This window comes from Streptomyces sp. NPDC086023 (assembly GCF_044540325.1).
Taxonomy (GTDB): Bacteria; Actinomycetota; Actinomycetes; order Streptomycetales; family Streptomycetaceae; genus Streptomyces.
In genome coordinates this window covers 186,011-203,220 of sequence record NZ_JBITRX010000007.1, presented here as the reverse complement: position 1 = coordinate 203,220, position 17,210 = coordinate 186,011, and the positions used below count along the sequence as shown (strand labels likewise).

Genomic DNA, 17,210 nt, shown 5'->3' with positions numbered 1-17,210 from the left:
ACCGGACGCAACGGTCCGCTGCGACTGCGCCACCCAGGGTAGCGGGTCCGGAGTCAAGATCGCTTGGATTTATGCGCCCCGCAGTCCGGCGCCCGTCAGGGACAGGAGCGTCCCGGCGAGGTCGTCGGCGTGGGGGAGTACGACGGCGGCGCCGGCGTGGGTAAGCGTCGACGGGTCGGAGAAGCCCCAGCCGCAACCGATCGGCGTCACGCCAGCCGCCTGGGCCGCGTGCATGTCGGCCTCCATGTCGCCGACGAACACGGCGTCGCCGGGTGACACACCGAGCTTTTCGAGGGCGAGCAGGAGGCCGTCTGGCGCGGGCTTCGGCACCGCATCCTCGTAACAGACGACGATGTCGATCAGGTCGAGGATGCCGGGTGGCAGAAGCCAGTTGACTCGCTGGCGGTTTCGCAGGGTCACGATGCCGGTGCCGACGTCGGCGGCGTGGAGCGCGGCCAGCGCGTCGGCCACGAACGGGAACACCTCGGCGGTGAGGGTGGCGGTGGCCGTTGCCGCGTCCCAGCTGTCCTGGTTGATCGCTCCGGCGTATCCGAGTTCGGCGAGTACGTGCTCGCGCGGGATGGTCGCGGCCCCGGTCGGCAGGTCGGCGACGGTGACACGGCGGCCGAGGGCGGAGGTCGCGAAACCCGCGAGGGTGGCGAGTTGGGCATGGCGGCTGTCCACGAGGACGCCGTCGAGGTCGAACAGTACGGCCCGCTTCACTTGGAATCACCCCGCGAAGGCGCGGGCAGATCGGCCTCGGTGAGCAGGGAGTGGAGGGTGACGTTGTGCTCGGCCAGCAGCGTTCGACCGCCGAGCGGGCGCTCAAGGACGCACAGCGCGTCGCTGACCGGTGCGCCGGCGATCCGCAAAATACGGGCCATGGCGAGCAGTTGTCCGCCGGAGCGGACCACGTCGTCGACGAGGACGGTCCGGCGGCCGGAGAAGGGCGCGCCTTCGATCTGCCGGCGGGAGCCGTACCCCTTCGGGCGGCGGCGCAGGAAGACAGCAGGCAGGCCGGTGGCGGCGGACAGGGCAACGACCAGAGGGACGCCGCCGAGTTCGATTCCGGCGAGGAGTTGGGCGTCGCTGGGGACGAGAGGGGCCATGGCGGCGGCGGTGTCCCGCAGGAGCTCGGGGTCGGCAGCCAGACGGTACTCGTCGAAGTAGCTGTCGAGCCTCGCGCCGTCGGCGAGGTGGAAGGAGGACTTGACGAGGGCGGTTTCGGCGAGCCGGACGGTGAGGTCGGACAGCCGGGTGCTGGTGGTCATGCTCCCCCGATCGGTGCCGTGTCGAACGTGTCGAGAGCGTTGAGGCGGTCGCGGAAGGCGTCGGCGGACTCGGCGGTGCGGAGGAAGCCGAGGGGCCGGGTCGGGGTCTCGTACAACCACTTCTCCTCGCGCAGGAAGACGAGCAGGCGCAACGCGGAGGACCCGGCGAGGAAGATCGGTACGGGCCGGATGGTGGTCGCGTAGTACATGGCGGCGGTCAGCTCGTGGAGGGTGCCGATGCCTCCGCCCATGGCGACGACGAGATCGGCGTGGTCCAGGTAGTGGTTGAGCCGGGTGCCGAGGTCGGGCAGGTGGACGGACGTGGTGGCGTGCGGGTTGAAGGCGCCCCACTCCTCGTGCTTGCTGATCAGGGTCACCGCGGTGACCAGGGCTCCTTCGGACGAGGCCCCGCGCGCCGCGGCCTCCATCAGGCCGTTGTAGCCGCCGTGCAGGAGGGAGTAGCCGGCCTGAGCCAGGGCCCGGCCGATCTCCTCGGCCAGCTTCTCCTCCGCGCCGGAGGCGGGACGGACCCCACCGAAGAAGACGGCGGTCAGACCCTCCCGGGCCCGGTCGGAGGCCGGACCCGCGAGGTGGAGCGCGTTCACATCAGCTCCAGGTAGGTGCGATATGCGGCGATCGGGCTCTCCAGCCCGCTCAGGGCCTCGGGGCAGGCCCGCTCGACCAGGGCGAGCGTCCGTTCGACGGCCGCGTCCACATCGGCGGCGAGGGGGATGGCCGGTCCGCTGATCGCCGCCTCCAGGTCGCCGAGGCAGGCCCGGCCGATCGGAGTGACGGCGATCTCCTCGCGCAGCTGGTACCAGCCCCAGAACCGCGAGGCGGGCGCCAGAGCCGTCTTGATCAGGTCCTTCGTCGCGGTGTGGAGACGGTGCCACTCGGAGTACGCGACGAACCGCTGGCCCCGCTTGATGCGCTTGTGCAGCAGCACGGCCAGCACCAGGTGCTCGATCAGCAGCTCGGTGCACGTACGGGGCCGGGCGAGGAATTCGGCCGCGAACCGCTCGGCAGCTGCCGTTCCCTCGGCCGGGGCGATGGCTGGCTCGCGGTCGAGGAGTAACGCGGTGGCGACCGTCGCCCGCAGACGCGGGACGCGGGATGCGGGCGCGAGGTAGAGGTCGATCTGGTGCAGGTGCCCCTCGTCCGGGACGAGGAAGACCATGCCGACGCCGCCGAGGTCGGCGACGATCGTGTCGCGCCAGCCGGGCAGCAGCGCGCCGGCTTCGACGGACATCAGGTCGTCCAGGGCCTCGACGAACGCGGGCAGCTCGGCGTCCTGGACGCCGACGACGAAGTCGACGTCCGAGAGGCGGTCGGCCGTGCCGTGGGCCAGCGACCCACGCACCATCAGGTGCGTGACGACCGGCGAGGTGGCCAGGATGTCGGCGAGTCGGGACAGGAGCGGGAGCTGGGGCGGGCGGTTCGCGAAGGTGAGTTCCGCCAGGTGCAAGGTGGGCACGTGCGTCCTCCGATCGGATGTCGGCGTGTGGGCCGTGACGACGGTCAGGCCGTGAGCGCAAGGAGTCGGCGCTTGGCCGACGTCCAGCGGGCGGCGGCCTCCTGATCGCCGAGCGAGGTGTGCAGCTCGGCGATCAGGTCGTAGACGGCGCCCTCGGGCAGGGCATAGGTGTAGAAGAGCCGCAGGAGCATCCGCTCGGCCGCGTCGGTGTAGCCGAGGCCGGCCATGCCGCGGGCGGCCTGGAGCCGCTCGGCGAGCACCGACGCGTCGGCCGGGGGCAGCGGCTCGGCGGTGCCGAGGTGAAGCGTGGGCCGTCGGGCGAGGCGCCGGTAAGCGTCGTCGGCGTACACGTCGGCGATCAGGTGGATCCGGTCCGGTCCGAGCAGGTTGCACACCCCGTGGGCGTACGTCGGCGTCAGCCGCCAGATCCTCCCGCCGGTCATGTGCACCTTGGCGCCGCCGGTGACGAGGAACGCCGACGTGTTGGTGTGCAGGGGGATGTGCAGCCGATGCCGCTCGACCTGGTCGAGCTCGTCGTAGTCGCGGTGCTCCCACAGGAAGGCATTGGCCTCCAGCCGGGCAAGCCGCACCCACATGTAGTTCAGGCCGAGTTCGGTCAGCAGGGCGGCGGTGGCCGGCATCTGTGACAGCAGATCGGTCGGCCGGGCGGCGCAGTCGCCGATCGTCACGTCGGCGGGGTCGCCGGACGCGTTCATGAGCGAGGTCGTCCACCAGCCCCCGGACTGGTAGGCGCCGTACTCCGCCTTCCAGGGAGCCCGGGCCGTCAGGGCCTCGTGGCGCATCCGCTCCAGCTGAGCGGAGTCGACGGCGTCGAGCTGGGCGATCTGCCCGGCAAGGGCGGTCAAGGTATCCATCGGTTCCCTCCCGTCGTCGGCCCGCCCATGAACGGGCCGGTGGGCACGTGGTGCTGGATGGGGTGATCGACCGGAGCCGCTGAGGCAGCTCCTGATCTCACGCTCCGCCGCCGGAGGTGCACGTACGGCGAAGTGGCGTTCAGCATCGGGGTGGGCGGTGAGGCATGGATACGACGTCGCCGCCGTCATGGAACCGTCCTCGCCGGATGGCCGGCGAGCCGGTCGATGTCGGTCGTGCGTCATGACTGCCGTCATGGCTGCCGTCATCTCCGCAGGGGAGCGGCCGAACGGGTTTCCCGCCGATCCGACGCGGCTATCGTCGGGTGGAGACGAACGGGGACGGAGAGGATCCGCTGTGGCTGAAACTCCCACGCTCTTACGGGTCTTGACGCTCCGGCGGCACTGGCAGGTCTACGAGACCTTCCGCCTCCGGTTCGAAGCGACGGCGAGCTCGATCGCCGAGCACGAGAACGATCCGCGGCTCCGGGGCCTGTCGGTCTCGAAGCGGCAGTTCGAGCGCTGGTACGGCGGCGCGGTGAAGACCCGCCCCTACCCCGACCAGTGCCGGGTACTGGAAGCGATGTTCGACGTCGGTGTCGATCGCCTTCTCGCTCCCGCACCGCCGTCCGCTTCACCGACCGCGCCCGCGGCCGATCCCCCGCTCGTCGTCCCGCCGCCACGGCCGGCCCTTGCCCTTCTCCCCACCGAGCAGGCAGCGGCACTGCCTGTCGGCGGCCCGTTCAGCAACGAGCCCCGCATCGACGCGGGCACAACGGAATTGGAAAGGCAGGTCGCGATGGCGGCTCGTCGTGCGCTTCGCTTCACCGCAATGGCGGAGGGCAGCAGCATCGGCCCGGAGACCCTGGGCCAGATCCATGACGAAGTGCGGCGGCTCACCGTCGCGTACCCGAGGCTGGCGTTGCCGACCCTGCTCGGCGACCTGGTCGAGGTGCAGGACCTCACCTTCCGGCTTCTGGAGCACGGCCGGGTCAAACCCCTGCAGGCCCGCGAGCTGTATCTGCTCGCCGGGATCACCTCCGGCATGCTCGCCAAGGCCAGCCACGACCTGGGCAACCCGAGCGCCGCGATGATGCAGGCCCGCACCGCCTTCGTGTGCGCCGACAACGCCGACCACCACGCCATGCGCGCCTGGGTCCGCTCCCTGCAGTCGCTCATCTCCTACTGGGCCGGCCGACCCGGCGAGGCCGCCGACTACGCCACCCTCGGCCAGAACGCCGCTGGCGACGTCCGTGGCACGACCGGCGTCTGGCTCGCCTGTCTCTCCGCCCGAGCCCACGCCCTGATCGGCGACGCCGAGGCTACCCGCACCGCCATCCAGCAGGCCGAGGAAGCCCGGGCGGCCGTCGAGCCCGACGACCTCGACGCCTTCGGCGGCATCATGACCTTCCCCGTACCCCGGCAGCTGTACTACGTCGCCGAGGCCACCGTGCACCTCGGCGACGACCCCGCGCTCGGCGAGAGCCGGTCGGAGGCCGCCGTCAGCGCGTACCGCGACGCCGTCGAGGACGAGTGGGCCTTCGGCGACGAGGCCGGCGCGCAGACCGACCTCGCCCTCGCCCGCATCGCCCGCGGCGAGATCGAGGGCGCCATCGAGGCCGTACGCCCCGTCCTCGACCTCCCCATCGAGCAGCGGAACTTCGGTATCACCAGCAGTGCCCAGCGCGTCCACGCCGCGCTGCACGCCGACGGGCGCCGAAGCGGCGGCGTGGCGGCCGATCTGCGCGAGGAGATCGAAGCCTTCACCGCCACCCCGACCTCCGTCCTCGTCCGATGACCCCGCAGGTAGGCTCCGCGCCCATGACCCCAGTCCACCTGGCCGGCCACCGCCTGGCACTGCGCGAAGTCGAACCCGAGGACGCCAGCGCCCTTCTGGCCATCTACGGCGACCCCGAGGCCACCCGGCACCTCAGCTTCGAACCCCGCACCCCCGAGCAGGTCCAGGCGATCGTCGACCGGTCCATCGCCTCCGCCACGGACACCCCGAGAACCGAGTACTGCCTCGCCATCACCCGGCGCGGCGAGCACCAGCTGATCGGCTACGCCCGCCTGGCCACCGAACCCCAGCAGGCGGCCACCATCGGCTTCGCCCTGCACCCGGCCGAGTGGGGCAAGGGCCTGGGCACCGAGACCGTCCACCTGCTGTGCGCGCTCGGCTTCCAGACGCTCGGCCTCCACCGCATCTGGGCGGCCCGCTCACCTCTCAACGAGGCGTCCGCGCGGACCCTGCTGCGGGCAGGTATGACCGAGGACGGCCGGATCCGCGACCACGTCTTCGTCCACGGAGCGTGGCGGGACTCGATCACCTACTCGATCCTGGAGCACGAGTGGACCCCGATCGACGACGTCGCCACCGCGAATCGGCTGCCCGCCGTCTCGTCTGACGCGGACCGCGGACCGGAGAGGTGAGCCGGTGATTACCGAGGCCGGCTTACGGCACCATCTGGTGATCCCCGGCATCGCCGAATTCGCGCGTGGCGGCCTGCCTGACCCACCGGCCACCGACGACGGCAACCACTGGGTCGACGGCGACTGCTGGCTCTACTGCGGACAGCAGCAGACCAGGGTCCTGTGGATCGGACCGGCTACCGTCGCCGGAGCCCAGGCACCCATGTACGCCTGCGGCGCCTGCATCAAAGAACTCCAGGCACGCATCTGGCACTCCCTCCGGACGCATGACTCGTCCGCTCGCCCCGAGCCGTCTCCAGGGCACGGTCCCGAGCACCGCTCTGGGGCGAGGGGACGGGGCCGCCACCGCCGTAGTCGCTGACTTGTGGACCGCCTGAGAACCGCCCCATTCGGAGGAGGCAAACCCCTTGGGGCCGGCGCATTCGACGCCGGCCCCAAGGAGTGTGTGTCGTATCAAGCCAGGGCGATCAGGGCCTGGGCGAGGAAGCGGGCTTCGGGCGCCAGGCCGTCGAGAACGTCCTGGGCGTAGACGGTGTCGGGTCGGGCGGCGAGGTCCTGGACGGCAGTCCAGTGTTCGGCGATGAGATGGAGAGCTTGCCTGGATCGCTGGATGGTGTCCCGTCGGCGAACGGTGAACTCCTCGGCACGCTGGCGTGCCTCGGGCCAGGTGATGTCTCCCCGTTCGACGAGCTCGGCCAGGGGCGGGGCGGTGTCGCCATCGGCCTGGCGGACGGTATCGGTGTCGATCACGTACTGCCGGAGTCGTTCTGTCTCCAGCCGCTCGTTCAGCGCGGCTGTGGCGTCGACGAGGGTGATCTGGCCTTCGGCGACCTGTTCGGCGAGGTCGGGGGCGTGCTCGCGGAGGCGGTCGTACTGCTCCTGGAGGGCGGCGGCCCGGGCCTTGTCCTCGGAGACGGTGTTGTAGGCGTTGTCGAGACTGAGCGCGCCGATTCGAACCTGTTCGGCGAGGTCGGGGGAGTGCTTGAGGACGACGTTGGCGGCGGACAGGCGGCTGCGGCTGAGTCCGCGGAGCTTGGCCAGGTCCCGCAGGGAGTGTCCCGAAACGGAACAAGCCATGGCGGTGATCATTGCCTGCTGGCCCTTGCTGATGTGCCGGCGGAACACGTTGTTGGACAAGATCAGTGCCGTGGGGTTGCTGCCGGTGTAGGTGGTGAAGCGGGGTTCGACGCCGGCGATCTCGCAGGCGGCGAGACGGTTGCGGCCGTCGAGGAGGACGCCGTCGGCGTCGAGGACGATGTTCTTGTGCTGGCCCTCGGCCTTGATGGACTCGGCGAGGTCGAGCAGCTCGTCCTGGCTGAGCATCGGGAACATGCGGGCGATGGGGTGGATCTTCAGGGTGTGCTCCTTGTCGGATGGCGGGACGGGGTTCAGCGCGTACGGCGCTGCTGGTCGACGTGGACGGGACGGTAGGGAGCCGACTGGGGAGCCTGGGCACGGCTGGTGGTGCGTTGCGACAGGTCGGCGAGGCGGTGAAGCCGCCAGGTGAGGACTTCACTGACGCTGGTGGCGGTGTCGAGTTCTCGTTGGGTAACGGCTTCGGTGAGGAGGGCGGCGGGGTTGTGGCCCGCGGTGCCGGCTTGGGCGAGGGTTGCTGCGAGGGTGGGCCAGCTGGGCTCGGCGAGGATCTGTTCGGCCTGTTCCGGGAGAGCTCGGCGTACGGTCGCTGCCTGCTGGCGACGAAGCCACTCGGGCAGCTGGGTTCCTCGCTGGTGGATCACAGCCAGCGGCTCGGCTGCCGCGGCCTGATATGCGGTCCGGAGGTGCTCGGCTGCCTGTCGTGCGGCCTCCGCCTGTTGGCTGTGGCCGCGGGTGCGGTGCCAGTGCTGCGCGGCCACGGCCGCCAGCAGAACGGCATCGATGAGGACCGTGAGGAGGATTCCGTCCTTCGGGGCGGGTTCACGCAGGATCGCCTTGACCGCCCGGCGGGTGGCCTGCGCCTGCTGGTGCTGGGCACTGATGCGGGAACGACTGGCCCGCTCGAAGGCGGTGGCTGCCTGCAGGAGTCCGGGCCGCAGGCCCGGAGGGGCGGCGAGGGGCAGGACGTCGAGGGTTTCGGCGAGGACGGCGATGTGCGCCTGTCCGGCCTCATCCTCGCTGTGGTCGAGGAGTTCGGGTACCCGGTCGGTGGCCTGGGCGAGGCGACGCCAAGCATGGGACTCCGACGGTGCCGCTGGACTGGTGTCGGTGGCGGCGAGGCGTTCGTTGATCTTGGGATAGGAGAGGTCGGGGGCGAGGGTCGAGCCGGAGAACCAGATGGCCTGCCCGTCCTTGTTGGTGTCGTCGGCGAGGGCGACCTTGTAGCCGCGGATGTCGCCAGAGGGGAATCGCTGGATCTCCACGAGAACGCCGGAGCCGTCGAGGAGGCGGAAGAACTCCTCCGGTGTCGTGGCTGCAGCGAGAACGGTGCGGACGGTGGTGCGCAGACGTTCGCGGGCGGTTGTGGGTCGGCCGGCGCGCTGGGCCTTCTCCTGTTCGGCGCGGGTCGGGCGCTTGGCGGCGGTGCGGTCGCCGCGCGGGACCTGGCGGAGCCCGTACTCCTTCTCGATGGCGACGAGTTCCTTGTCGGCGCGCAGGAAGTCGTTCCAGTTCCGTGGCGGGCGGAGGTCGCCCCGGACCTTGGTGGCGACGATGTGGATGTGGTCGTCGGCGTGGCGGACGGCGACCCAGCGGCAGGCGTCGGGGTCGTCGGCCGGGGCGATGCCGGTGGCGTTCAGCACGCGCCGGGCGATGGTGGCCCACTCGTCGTCGGTCAGGTGGCGGTCTTCGGGTGCGGCGCGGATCGAGCAGTGCCAGACGTGGTTCTTCGGGGCCTTGTGGCCGGCCTGCTTGACCCGCAGATCGAGGACGTCGGCGAGCTGGGCGAGGGTGGCGTCGGGGTCGCGGCCGGGGTCGGGCACGAAGTCGTCCCACGCGGCGACGAGGTGCGGGTCGGTGTGCTCGTTGGCGCGGCCGGGCCCGTAGAGGTAGTTCAGGACGCCCCGGGTCTTGTGGCCGGGCTTGACGATGTTCGCGATCAATCAGGCCGCCCAACGGCTGGTGGCGGCCACGTTGGCGGCGGTGTCGACGACCTTGACCGTGTCCTGCACCAAAGCCACGAGCCGTCCGGCTTCGGCAATCACTGCTGTGTCCACCGGGTGTGTCGTGCCGCCTTCGTTGAGGCGCTTGGCGATCTGGTTCACGTTCCTGCCGATGCGGGAGACCTGTTCGCGCAGGGCGGCGTACTCGTCGATCAGGTCGTCGACGGGGGTGCGCTGCTCGGGCAGGGCGAGGTCGCCGTTCAAGTGGGCCATGACGATGGCGCCGACGAAGTGCGCGCCGGCCAGACCGAGTCGGCGGGCTTCGGCAAGGATCTCGGTCTTCTCGTCGGTGCTGTAGCGGACGTCGACACGCTCTTTTCGCTGCACGTCCTGGCGGGCGCGACGGCGGGCGACACGGCGCAGCGCGGCCTCGTCGGCGGCACGCACGCCCCCTGTCCCCGGTGCGCCCTCGCGCCGGGGACCCGCCTCCGCCACCCCCGGGGCGGAGGCTTCTGCGTGGGACCGGCCCTTGGACGGTCCAACGCCATACCTTGCTCCGCCCGGGGCTGGGGTCGTGGGCATCTGCTGCTGGGAAGTGGGGAGCTCGCGGCTCGGGTTGTGCATGGATCGGTTCTCCGCGGAGTGCTGGGTGCTTGGGCGTGAGCGGCCCCCGTGTCCCCGTGCTTGTCTGCACGGGGACACGGGATGCGCCGGAGGGCGGGTCAGGGCGCTGTGAGGGTCAGCCGGTGCTGACGGGAGAGGCGGCTTCGTTCAGTCCGTCGAGTGGTCCGGCCTTGGAGCCGTCGTCCGTGGCGGGCTGGGCCTGGCCGGTGCGCTCGGCTTGAAGCTGGTCGCGCAAGGCGCGGGCCCGGGGCAGCCCGATCCGTAGTTCGCGGCGCAGACGTTCGGCGGTCAGGTGGTCGTCGCTCCAGTCGGCGGTCAGGAGTCGGGCCCTGTCGAGAACTTCGGCGGGTGTGCGGGTGCGGTTGGCGGTCGACTTGGCGGCGTCGGGGACCCGACCGGTCGCCCGACGCGGGCCGGCTCCGGTCGACTCCGCCACCGTGGTCGGCCGAGGCGGTCGGGTGACGGGGGCCGCTTCGGCTCCCTCGGTCGGCCCCGTGGCAGGTGCCTCGGTGACCTTCGTGGGGGCCGACTTGGGCAGTTGGTCGGAGGCCGATTCGGGCCGGTCAGGCGTCGACCGTGGGGCCTGGTCGCCGGCCGACTGGGCATAGGCCGTTTCCGGGGAGTCGGCCGACTCGGGGTTGTGGTGCAGCACCTTGGCCACGAGGTCCGACCCGAAGTAGATCGACCCGACCGGGAGTGAGGTTGCCAGCAGTACGAGGGCCCAGTTCGCGTAGTCCAGGTCAGTCAGTCGGCCCCACTGGATCGAGTCGGTGTGCAGGGCCGGTACGAGGCCGTGCACGTAGTTCAGCAGGAGGCTCGCGATCGTGTAGGCCGCCAGGATCTTCAGGGCGAACGTCCGGTCGTCACCGGTCAGCACGAGCGTGGCGATCAGCGCGAGGGCCATCAGCCCGTCCACCACGATCGGGTAGAGCAGGGCGGCGGTGGAGTCGGCGCCGATGGCGCGGGCCACGTCGGACAGCGCGTTCCACGAGACCCGGAAGGCCATGAGGACGACAGCCACCAGGCCGAGGACGAGGATGAAGTGTCCCGCGCGGTTCACGCGACGCCCCCGTGCGGGTGCGGGTGCGGGTGCTTGGCGAGCGTCGTCTGGATCGTCCTTCTGTTGGAGGGCCTGGTCCTCGGCGGCCGAGGTGAGCCGCGCGATGCGGGCGCGGATGCTGCGTATGGCTGCCGGGGCGCTTGAGGCAGGGAAGTGCAAGGGAGCGGTCTCCAGGGTGGGGAAAGCGGAGCGTGTGCAGAGCCGCATGTGGCCGCCGGGGCGTGGGTGGCCATGCGTGCTGGGACTCGTCCCACTCGTCCCGCCGCTGGTCAGGGCAGGTACGGGTGGGGTGGTGATGTCGAGTCGACTCGTTGCGGGTCGCTGACTCGTCCCCGCGCTGACCTGCGCGGGGACGGGTGGGACGAGTCGGGGAGGGTCAGGCGCCGGGCTCGACGGGGAGGGTGGCGGCTGCCTCGGGCGGGCAGTAGCGGGTCCAGGCGTCGGTGAACTGGGCGCGGGTAAAGCCCTTGGCCTGGTGGCCGCCGGGGAAGCGCCGGTTGGCCGACTTGATGCCGTAGTCCTGGAGCAGGATCTGCAGGCCGCGCGGGGTGAGCCCGTTGGGGCTGTGCTCGGCCCACGGTGCCTCGGGGTCGGCGTTGAGGATCTCCAGGAGGCGGCCGGTGCGGATCGCCGGCTGGTCGCCCTCGGAGGCGAAGGCGCGGCGGATGTCGGCGAGGATGCGGATCTTCAGCCCGCCATCCTCGTCACGCCCGGCCTCGTAGTCCGTCATGGCGGTGCACGCGGTGCGGGCCAGGGCGGGCCAGTGGCCGCCCGCGAGGTCGGCGACGCTGACCAGTGGCGCCCAGGTGTCGGCGGCGCGGTCCTCGACCGGCATCTTCGGCTCCAGGGCGAGTGCCTTCTCGCGTACGGAGGTCAGCCAGGCAGCGAGCCGTGTGCGGAGCTCGCGGACCGTCAGGTCGTCGCGGCCGTAGCGCCAGAAGCTGACCTTCTCGGTCTCGGCTCGCCGCCGCATGCGGATGACGACCGACCGGTCCATGATCGTGTCGGGCAGGTCGCCGATGCCGGCGAGGGCGGCCATGGCGAAGGTGTCGAACTTGACCACCTCGTGGTTGGGACCGGTGACGCGCAGGGTGGGCCGGTTGCGCTGGTGGCCGGCGTTGAGCAGGCCGCGCATCTCCTCGTTCTTCTCCGCGACCTTCGCGCTGCCGAAGATCGTGTCGACCTCGTCCACGAGCAGCGTGGGCGGGTCGCCCGCGCCGATCGACCGGAAGATCGCCGCAGCGGACGCGTTGACCGTGATCAGCGGTTCGTGGACGGCCTCGATCAGGACTTCGAGGAGCCGGGACTTCCCGCAGCGCTTGGCCGGGCCGACCACCGCGAGGCGGGGCGCATGCTGCCAGACCGTCTGTAGGTGGGTCGCCGCCGCCCACAGTGTGGTGGCGGTCAGGGCTTCGTCGCTCGGCATCACGACGTAGCGGCGGATGGCGTCCCGGAGCAGGTCCAGGACCTCTATGCCCTCGGGGTCCGCGGCGGGCGGCTGGCCGGGGATGGCGGTCGGCGGCCACTCGACGGGAAGGGATGGCGTGTTCGGGCTGGCTTCGTCCATACTGGACATCGAGCTCCTCAATCTGCGGCCGTATGGGACGGCAATCCCGGCACTGCAGCTAGTCGTTCAGGGATGGGCGGCGTGAGGTTTGCGCTTTGAGCCCCTCGGTGTCGCAAGCACTGGGGGGCTTTTTGCATGTCTGGCCAGGTGCTGGCGTCTCCTGCGGGCAGCAGCGGCCCAGTACAACAACCATGCCACATGCAGAGCGGCTATGCAACAGGCAGAACGTGGTGTACTGTTTAGGCTGCTGCGAATTGCAGGGACATGCTGCGAGAGGAAGGAGGGGTCAATGCCCGACGACGACGGCGAGGACGCATCCGAGGGCGTCCTGCTCAAGGGTGAGGACAACGCCGCCAAGCGGATCAAGGCCGAGCGCGAGCAGCGGGGCTGGAGCACCACCACGCTCTCCGAGCGCCTCAACGAGGCCGGCTACGAGATGAACCCGTCGGCGGTATGGCGGATCGAGAACGGCAAGCGCCGCATCAACCTCGACGAGGCCATCGGCTTCGCCGAGGTCTTCGGAGTGTCGCTGTCCAACCTCGTCGGCCCGCCGGCCCTGGCCGCCGCCGGCCGCGCCATGGAGCTGATCGACACCGTCGTGGCCGCCAACGCGGCCGCCCAGAGAGCCCAGCACGCGTACCGCCGGGTCAACGCCGAACTCATCGCCTACCTCGACGAGCACCCGGACATCCGTGAAGAGGCCAACGCGGTGGTCAGCAACGCCATCGCCGAGAGCACCATGAAGATCAACCTGGAGGAGTTCGGCCTGCCGCCCCAGCCGTAGCCCGCTCCTCCGGCCGCTCTGGACCGCAAACCCCAGGGCCCGGCCAGTCACACGCCCATCCCATCCCTGAACGACACCGGCCCGGCCGGGGTTGCCGCCCCATCAGCCGAGGCCAGGAGAGGACTTTGCTTGCGCCAGACGGCGATACCCCATGCCCATGCCGCCCCGCCGCGCCTCTACCACCCCGAGGACGTCGCCGCTGTGCTCGGCTGCTCGGCATGGTGGGTCAAGGATCGCGCCCGCCGACGACTGATCCCCTTCACTCGGGTCGGCCGCGCCTACCGCTTCACCGGCGAACACCTCGCGGAGATCATCCGCATGCACGAGGCCCGTCCGTCCGTCCCCAGCCGCCCTGCTGTGACGGCCGCTGTCCCGAAAATGAACGCGCCCAGTCCCGCTTCTCCGCCCGCCGTACCTCTGCCCACGAGCCGTCTCCGCGCCCGGCCGCCACGCCGGGCCCGCCAGGACCGGTTCGGGACCGCCGCTTAAGAGGCGACGCAAGAGGAGGGAAGAACACATGGGATTCGCGGAGAAGCGCGCAAACTACTGGCGCGGCCGGTACAAGATCGCGCCGGGCAAGCACCTCACGGTCGTCGACGACAGCGGGAAGGCCATCAGGTTCGCCACCAAGGGCGAGGCCCAGCGCGCCGCGAGCGAGGCCGAGAACAAGTACCGGCGCGGCGACTGGCGCGATCCGGCCCTCGGGCAGGAGACGTTCGGCGAGTACGCGAGCCGCTGGTACGAGGCCCAGGACCTGGCCGCGTCGACGATGCAGAACTACCGGCGTCACATCGAGGAGCACCTTCTCCCCGAGTTCGAAGACAAGGCGCTCGTCGGCATCCTCCGCACGGACGTCGAGCTGTGGGAGAAGAAGGAGCGGGCCGCGTACGCGGCTTCCAGCGTCAAGACCTGGCGCTCGACGCTCCACTTGATCCTCGAGGACGCGATCGACGAGGGCCTGATTACGTCCAATCCGGCCGCCAGGCGACGCGGGCGTGGCAAGCGTGCCGGCCGCTCGCGCGACCGCGGCCCGGAGAAGGTCATCACCGATGCGCTCGGCATCCTGCTGACCGCTGAGCGCGCTTCGCTGCTCTCCGGCCGCGACGACGAGTTCGTCGCCGTGGTGCAGAAGGGCTACACCGGGATGCGATGGGCTGAAATGGTTGGGCTGGAGACGGAGTTCGTCCGGGCTGGATCCTTCCGCGTCGAGTGGCAGCTGTACGAGCTGGACACCGGCGAGCTGGTGCGCGTCCCGCCCAAGGACGACAGCTACCGGACGCTCGACTCGATGGACTGGCTCTCGGCCCTGGTCGCCAACCACATCGCCCGTACAAAGCCGACGCCGTGCCCCTGCCACGGCAAGATCTACGTCTACCGAGGGCTCGGCGCAGCCCGCACCGGCGGCCATCAGGGCGCCAAGCTGGTCGACGTCGCCCGCCGCGCCGGCGTCTCCACGGGCACGGTGTCGAACGTCCTGAACCACCCTGCGCGCGTCGCCGAGGCCACGAGGGCGAAGGTGGAACAGGCCATCGCGGACCTCGGATTCGTACGAGGCGGCACCGTGTCGGAGCACGCGGCCCACTGGCGGCGCAACGGCTTCGCCACCTGGCTGTTCACCCCAGCGGTCTCCGGCTGGTACCCGAGGAAGGCGCCCCAGGAGGCACGTCCCGTGCCGCTGCTCGGTGAGCCCTGGCCCGGCGTCCCGGCCCGAGGCCGCAACGCCACCGACCGGGCCGACGCCTGCTGGACCCCGATCGCCAAGGGCCTCACGCCCCACGGCCTTCGCCACACCCACCGGACGATGATGGAGGACCTCGGCACCGAGAAGGTCCTCATGGACGAGCGCATGGGCCACATCGACGGCTCCGTCTCGGCCCGCTACGCCCACGTCACCCCGGGCATGCGCCGCCGCCTCATGGCTGGCCTGACCGAGCAGTGGGAGGCGGCGCTCGATGCTCGTCTGGCGATGTGTTCGACGTCGCCTGTGCGCGTGCTCAACGACCTCCTGCGCGCACGCGCGGCTGTTCTCCGGTAGCTGGATGATGCCCCGCAACGGTGTTGCGGGGCATCGCCGTAGTCGCAGAGTGGCCTCGCCGCGACGGCGGTCCCCCGTACGACTCCGTCAGAAGTTGGCAGGTACCTCGCCAAGGATCTCGGCCAGAGTGAGCGACCCGTCGGCCCACTTCGCCAGGTCGTCTCGTGCCACGGTCCGGATCTCGTGTCTGTCCGCGAAGGCCAGGGCAGACTTCGTGAAACCGCCATTCGTCACTACGAGCGCCACTCTCGCCCCGTGCTCGGGAGCGGCTGTGCCGTTCACTTCGTACATGGTCGCAGCGCCAACGTTCCGCCCGGTCCGGGTGTGCTTGCATTGGACTGCGATGTAGACCCCATCACGATCGGTGGCGAGGATGTCGGCGGCCATGTCGTTGGCCCGGCCTCCACGTCGGGTGATCGAGCATTCCGATCGTTCCAGAAGTCCGGCCACGAACTGCTCGAACTGGTTCGGCGTGAGGCGGTCGATCCTCGCTGGGCTGATGCGCAGCGAGTCGTGCGTAGGAAAGAGGAATCCGTCGTCGGGTAGCAGGTCCACCCGATTCGCGCGTGCTTGATCCTTCAGACGGGCCAGCTCGTCGGGGCCGGGGACGAGGAAGAAGTGCGCGCGGTGAAGGTACACCGGCGCGGAACTGCCCGTGCGAAGACGGTAGTACGACGGCTGATTCGTCTTACGGATCCGCCTGCACTCGTGGACGATCATGGGGAGTCCCCCCGGCCCCATGATGTGGTCGCCCGGTTTGAGCGCGGCGAGCGTGACGGGGCTGGGGTTGACTCCCGCAACGCACGTCGTGCTTTCGGTCGGAGTGTGCCAGGCCAGTGGCCAGCCGTTTTCCACACCGACCGTGAAGAACCTCTGGCGACCCGGTACGAGTGGCTCATCGCACAATACGCATGTGGTGCAGAACGGCCCGCGGTCTTCTGGAGTCGGCTGGCTCTTGCGATCGGGTCGCGGACCCCTCGACAGGAATGTGGCAGGGACGCCGGGCACGATTCCTCCCCCAGGTTGGTGACTGCCTCAGCATGCACCACCGGTCTGACAGCCCCAGGCGACGTCCGGGGCTGCAGTTTCCAGAGCTACCGGGCGATGCTCCAGCAGCCGAGGGGTGGGAGCCAGCTTCCGAAGTCGGCTCCCAAACGGCTCCCAAGACGCCCAGAAAACCACTCAGGGGCCTGATCCGATTTCTCGGATCAGGCCCCTGACCTGGTCTTACGGCTGTCGGGGTGGCGGGATTTGAACCCACGACCTCTTCGTCCCGAACGAAGCGCGCTGCCAAGCTGCGCTACACCCCGATCGCCGCCGGGCGGTTCTGCTTGCCGTGGCGACATCGATTACTTTAGCGGACCCGCGCCCGGAGACGAAATCCGGTTTTCGGCGGGCCTCGCGGACACGGGGCGGAGGTCCGGACGGAGGCGGTCCGCGAGGACCAGGAGCAGGGCCAGCGCGTAGAAGGCGAGGCCCAGGACGACGGCGGTCACGGCGACCTGCGCGTAGCCGTACCGGGCCGCGTCGATGAACGGGTACGTGTAGCGGGTCGGGGTGCCGGGGGCCAGCAGGGCGCCCCTGACCAGGGCGAAGCCCACGTACGCCAGGGGGTACGCCAGCCAGAGGGCGGCCAGCCGCGGGGTGAACCGGCGCGGCGCGGTGAGCAGCGCGAACTCCAGGACCGCCCCGACGGGGGTCACGGTGTGCAGCAGCAGGTCGGCGACCGCCCGCGCCCCGGTGAGCTTCGCGATGTCGTCCGTCACGTTGAACGGGCTCGCCGGGTTCGCCAGCACCAGGTGGTAGACGAGCCCGGTGATCAGGATGAACAGCAGCACCCCGCCCGTCACCAGCGGCGGCAGCGGTTCGCGGCGCCGCCAGGTGCGGGCCGCGGAGATCCCGTAGACCACCGCGACCGCGACGTTCGTCCAGATCGTGAAGAAGCTCAGCACCACCGGGACGCGGCCGCAGAGGCACTCGATGGTCACGCCGGCCAGCGCGGCCAGGGCGATCAGGGCGCGGAACGCCGTCGGATATGCGGGTGCGATCATCCGG

At 70.5% G+C, this 17,210-nt stretch carries 17 protein-coding genes and 1 tRNA gene; 5 read left to right on the top strand and 13 right to left on the bottom strand.

All coding sequences use genetic code 11. The features are described 5' to 3' along the window. Nucleotides 1–69 precede the first annotated feature (69 nt). Genes ACIF6F_RS16535 through ACIF6F_RS16515 form a run of 5 tightly spaced genes read right to left on the bottom strand, consistent with a single transcriptional unit; the run spans nucleotide 70 to nucleotide 3,620 of the window. Nucleotides 70–723: an HAD family hydrolase gene (locus ACIF6F_RS16535; RefSeq protein ID WP_399946984.1), complete on the bottom strand. Its 654-nt coding sequence runs from the start codon at nucleotides 721–723 to the stop codon at nucleotides 70–72. Next, the gene (locus ACIF6F_RS16530) at nucleotides 720–1,271 is read right to left on the bottom strand and encodes an orotate phosphoribosyltransferase (protein ID WP_399946981.1); all 552 of its coding nucleotides are present in this window, start codon (nucleotides 1,269–1,271) and stop codon (nucleotides 720–722) included. Before ACIF6F_RS16530 ends, ACIF6F_RS16535 begins: the two co-directional genes overlap by 4 nt. Further along, complete coding sequence (locus ACIF6F_RS16525; RefSeq protein WP_399946978.1) at nucleotides 1,268–1,876, bottom strand: LOG family protein; 609 nt, start codon at nucleotides 1,874–1,876, stop codon at nucleotides 1,268–1,270. The genes ACIF6F_RS16530 and ACIF6F_RS16525 overlap by 4 nt, the downstream gene beginning before the upstream one ends. Further along, nucleotides 1,873–2,745: a hypothetical protein gene (locus ACIF6F_RS16520; protein WP_399946975.1), complete on the bottom strand. Its 873-nt coding sequence runs from the start codon at nucleotides 2,743–2,745 to the stop codon at nucleotides 1,873–1,875. Before ACIF6F_RS16520 ends, ACIF6F_RS16525 begins: the two co-directional genes overlap by 4 nt. A 44-nt stretch (nucleotides 2,746–2,789) precedes the next feature. Continuing rightward, the gene (locus tag ACIF6F_RS16515) at nucleotides 2,790–3,620 is read right to left on the bottom strand and encodes an aspartyl/asparaginyl beta-hydroxylase domain-containing protein (protein ID WP_399946974.1); all 831 of its coding nucleotides are present in this window, start codon (nucleotides 3,618–3,620) and stop codon (nucleotides 2,790–2,792) included. 355 nt (nucleotides 3,621–3,975) lie between these two features. Between ACIF6F_RS16515 and ACIF6F_RS16510 the strand changes: the two genes are divergently transcribed. Both ACIF6F_RS16510 and ACIF6F_RS16505 read left to right on the top strand, forming a co-directional pair. Then, nucleotides 3,976–5,415: a hypothetical protein gene (locus ACIF6F_RS16510; protein WP_399946971.1), complete on the top strand. Its 1,440-nt coding sequence runs from the start codon at nucleotides 3,976–3,978 to the stop codon at nucleotides 5,413–5,415. Nucleotides 5,416–5,438: 23 nt separating this feature from the next. After that, complete coding sequence (locus tag ACIF6F_RS16505; RefSeq protein ID WP_399946968.1) at nucleotides 5,439–6,047, top strand: GNAT family N-acetyltransferase; 609 nt, start codon at nucleotides 5,439–5,441, stop codon at nucleotides 6,045–6,047. Nucleotides 6,048–6,500: 453 nt separating this feature from the next. On the opposite strand, the gene ACIF6F_RS16500 is transcribed toward ACIF6F_RS16505, so the two are convergent. The 5 genes from ACIF6F_RS16500 to ACIF6F_RS16480 all read right to left on the bottom strand — a co-directional run bounded on the left by ACIF6F_RS16500 (nucleotide 6,501) and on the right by ACIF6F_RS16480 (nucleotide 12,336). After that, on the bottom strand, nucleotides 6,501–7,379 hold the full coding sequence (locus ACIF6F_RS16500; protein WP_399946966.1) for a ParB N-terminal domain-containing protein: 879 nt from the start codon (nucleotides 7,377–7,379) through the stop codon (nucleotides 6,501–6,503). 56 nt (nucleotides 7,380–7,435) lie between these two features. Then, on the bottom strand, nucleotides 7,436–9,085 hold the full coding sequence (locus ACIF6F_RS16495) for a relaxase/mobilization nuclease domain-containing protein (protein ID WP_399946962.1): 1,650 nt from the start codon (nucleotides 9,083–9,085) through the stop codon (nucleotides 7,436–7,438). Continuing rightward, entirely contained in the window at nucleotides 9,086–9,532 is a 447-nt protein-coding gene (mobC, locus tag ACIF6F_RS16490) for a plasmid mobilization relaxosome protein MobC (protein WP_399946960.1), read from the bottom strand. It abuts the gene before it with no gap. Between the two features lie 292 nt (nucleotides 9,533–9,824). After that, nucleotides 9,825–10,769, bottom strand: coding sequence for a DUF2637 domain-containing protein (locus tag ACIF6F_RS16485; RefSeq protein ID WP_399946957.1), 945 nt, complete (start codon nucleotides 10,767–10,769; stop codon nucleotides 9,825–9,827). A gap of 376 nt (nucleotides 10,770–11,145) precedes the next feature. Continuing rightward, nucleotides 11,146–12,336, bottom strand: coding sequence for a DUF3631 domain-containing protein (locus tag ACIF6F_RS16480; RefSeq protein WP_399947265.1), 1,191 nt, complete (start codon nucleotides 12,334–12,336; stop codon nucleotides 11,146–11,148). A 289-nt stretch (nucleotides 12,337–12,625) separates the two neighbouring features. On the opposite strand from ACIF6F_RS16480, the gene ACIF6F_RS16475 reads away from it, so the two are divergent. The 3 genes from ACIF6F_RS16475 (at nucleotide 12,626) to ACIF6F_RS16465 (ending at nucleotide 15,155) form a co-directional block, all read left to right on the top strand. Then, nucleotides 12,626–13,120 carry a helix-turn-helix domain-containing protein gene (locus tag ACIF6F_RS16475; protein WP_399946955.1) on the top strand — a complete coding sequence of 165 codons (495 nt, stop codon included), beginning with the start codon at nucleotides 12,626–12,628 and terminating at the stop codon, nucleotides 13,118–13,120. A gap of 129 nt (nucleotides 13,121–13,249) precedes the next feature. After that, complete coding sequence (locus ACIF6F_RS16470; RefSeq protein WP_399946953.1) at nucleotides 13,250–13,609, top strand: helix-turn-helix domain-containing protein; 360 nt, start codon at nucleotides 13,250–13,252, stop codon at nucleotides 13,607–13,609. A gap of 28 nt (nucleotides 13,610–13,637) precedes the next feature. Beyond that, the gene (locus tag ACIF6F_RS16465) at nucleotides 13,638–15,155 is read left to right on the top strand and encodes a LacI family DNA-binding transcriptional regulator (protein ID WP_399946950.1); all 1,518 of its coding nucleotides are present in this window, start codon (nucleotides 13,638–13,640) and stop codon (nucleotides 15,153–15,155) included. A gap of 87 nt (nucleotides 15,156–15,242) precedes the next feature. Here the strand turns inward: ACIF6F_RS16465 and ACIF6F_RS16460 are convergent, their stop codons facing one another. The 3 genes from ACIF6F_RS16460 to ACIF6F_RS16450 all read right to left on the bottom strand — a co-directional run bounded on the left by ACIF6F_RS16460 (nucleotide 15,243) and on the right by ACIF6F_RS16450 (nucleotide 17,206). Further along, a complete protein-coding gene (locus ACIF6F_RS16460) occupies nucleotides 15,243–15,875 on the bottom strand; it encodes a restriction endonuclease (RefSeq protein WP_399946948.1) in 633 nt (210 codons plus the stop codon). Between the two features lie 516 nt (nucleotides 15,876–16,391). Beyond that, nucleotides 16,392–16,465: transfer RNA gene (locus ACIF6F_RS16455), tRNA-Pro, on the bottom strand. 39 nt (nucleotides 16,466–16,504) lie between these two features. Beyond that, entirely contained in the window at nucleotides 16,505–17,206 is a 702-nt protein-coding gene (locus ACIF6F_RS16450; protein WP_399946945.1) for a Pr6Pr family membrane protein, read from the bottom strand. Nucleotides 17,207–17,210: the final 4 nt, after the last annotated feature.